The 2,513-nt window shown below is 76.3% G+C and carries 1 protein-coding gene; it reads left to right on the top strand.

The features are described from left to right. Positions 1 to 59: 59 nt before the first annotated feature. Positions 60 to 2,513 (top strand): ATP-dependent helicase (locus tag KBX46_RS32195; RefSeq protein WP_210795859.1); only part of this gene is annotated, 2,454 nt, incomplete at its 3' end.

Below are 2,513 nucleotides of genomic sequence, written 5' to 3'. Positions count from 1 at the left end.
GGAGGGTGGGGGTTGGGTGGGTTGGGGTGGGTGTCGTACGGGTCTGATGGGATGAGCTGATGCAGGCGTACCGGTTGGTGCGGCGGTCCGGAGGGCCGGCGCGGGGGGACGGGGCAGCGCCTTCCGGCGCTTCCGTGCCCGCCGGCGGCGCGCCCAGGGGCGGTGTCGGCGAGTCGGGTGGGCCAGAGCGCACGGGTGGGCCTGAGCGCGGGGCGCGGCCTGAGTCGGTCGCCGGGTCCGCAGGTGTGGCCGGGTCTGAGCTGGCGGCCGGGCGCGAGCTGGCCGGCGGCGGCGGTTGGCGGGTCGATCCGGTGCAGGCCGAGGTGGTCGGGCACACCGACGGGCCGATGCTCGTGCTCGGCGGTCCGGGCACCGGCAAGACCAGCACGCTCGTCGAGGCGGTCGCCGCCCGGGTGGCCGAGGGGGTCGACCCCGAACACATCCTGGTGCTGACCTTCGGCCGCCGAGGCGCGACCGCGCTACGCCAGCGCATCGAGGCCCGGATCGCCCGGGACGGCCACCGGGTGCTGCGCGAGCCGCTGGTGCGCACCTTCCCGGCGTACGCCTTCGGGTTGCTCCGCCGAGCCGCCGCAGAACGGGGTGAGCCCTCACCCCGGCTGCTCACCGGCCCCGAGCAGGATCTGATCATTCGCGAGCTGCTGAACGTGGTGGGTGAGGAGCCCGAGGACGACCCGGTCGGTTGGCCGACCGACCTGCGTCCCGCCCTGCGCACCCGGGCGTTCGCCGGTCAGCTGCGCGACCTGCTCATGCGCGCCGCCGAGCGGGGCGTGGGCCCTGTCGACCTGGCCCGGCTGGGCGAGAAGCTCGGCCGCGAGGACTGGCCGGCCGCCGCCCGCTTCCTCCGCGAGTACGTGGCAGTGCTCGCGCTGCGGGACGTCAGCAACCGGGGCTCCATCGCGTACGACCCGGCCGAGCTGGTCCGGGCGGCCACCGGGCTGCTGCGCGACGACGAGGAGCTGCTGGCCGCCGAGCGTCGCCGCCTCACCCACGTCTACCTCGACGAGCTGGCGGACACCGACCCCGCCCAGGTGGAGCTGCTCTCGGTCATCGCGGGCGGAGGCAAGTCACTTGTCGCGTTCGCCGACCCGGATTCCTCCACGTACGCCTTCCGGGGCGCCGACCCGGCCGGGGTGGCCACCTTCCCGCACCGCTTCCGGACCGCCTCCGGGGCGCCGGCCGCACAGGTGCTGCTGACCACGTCGTACCGGGCCGGGCCGGGTCTGCTCGCGGCGATCGCCCGGCTGGGTCGCCGGCTGCGCGGCCCGGCGGCGCACCGGCGGCTGCACCCGCTGCCGGACGCGCCGCCCGGGGTGGTCGAGGTGCACACGTTCCGCTCGGCGACCAGCGAGGCGGCCTGGCTGGCCCACGCGCTGCGCTCGGCCCACCTGCTCGACGGCGTGCCGTGGTCGCGGATGGCGGTGCTGGTGCGGTCCACCGCGTTGCAACTGCCCACCCTGCGGCGGGCACTGCACGCTGCCGGCGTACCCACCGTGGTGCACGGCGAGGACCTGCCCCTGCACCTGCAACCGGCGGTCGCGCCACTGCTGCTCCTGCTGCGCTGCGCGCTCGAACCGGCCCGTCTGGACGAGGAGGCGGCGGTCGCGCTGCTGCACTCGCCGCTGGGCGGAGCCGACCCGCTGGCCGAGCGGCGGCTGCGGCAGGGCCTGCGTGCGCTCGCGCTGGCCGGCGGTGACCGACGCCCCTCCGGGGAGCTGATCGTCGAGGCGTTGCGCGATCCGACGGAGCTGGCCGACATCGACCGGCGCTGGGCGGAGCCGGCGCAGGCGGTGGCCGGGCTGCTGGCCACCGCACGGGATGCCGCCGCCCAACCAGGGGCGACCGCCGAGGACGTGCTCTGGGCGGTCTGGGACGCCAGTGGTCTCGCCGAGCGTTGGGCGGGCGCGATCATTCAGGGGCGGCCGGCGGCCGGCGAGGGAGACCTTGCCCGGCGGCGGCGGGCCGAGGCGGCCGACCGTGACCTGGACGCCGTGCTGGTGCTCTTCGACGCGGCGGCCCGGTTCACCGACCGGCTGCCCGGTGCCCGCACCGAGGTCTTCCTCGACCACGTGCTCGCCCAGGACCTGCCGGCCGACACCATCGCCCCGACCGCCGACCGGGGCGCGGCGGTGCGCCTGCTCACCGCGCACGCCGCGAAGGGCCTGGAATGGGACCTGGTCGCGGTGGCCGGCGTGCAGGAGGGCATCTGGCCGGACCTGCGACTGCGCGGCAGCCTGCTCGGCTCCGAGCGCCTCGTCGACGTGTTGGCGGGTCGATCGGCCGGCGGCGCGGCCGTGGCGAACGTGGTGGGTCAGACCTCGGCGTTGCTGGACGAGGAACGCCGGCTCTTCCATGTGGCCATCAGCCGGGCCCGGCACCGACTGCTGGTCAGTGCCGTGGCATCGGCCGCAGTCGGCGGTGACGACCACGAGGAACAGCCGAGCCGGTTCCTGCACGAGCTGGGCGCGACCGCACCACCCACCCCGCCACCCGGT

The organism is Micromonospora sp. C81 (genome assembly GCF_018070425.1).
In the GTDB taxonomy this organism is placed as follows: domain Bacteria; phylum Actinomycetota; class Actinomycetes; order Mycobacteriales; family Micromonosporaceae; genus Micromonospora; species Micromonospora zamorensis.
Note: the sequence above shows the minus strand (reverse complement) of the source record. Positions and strands in the feature narration are given on the sequence as shown.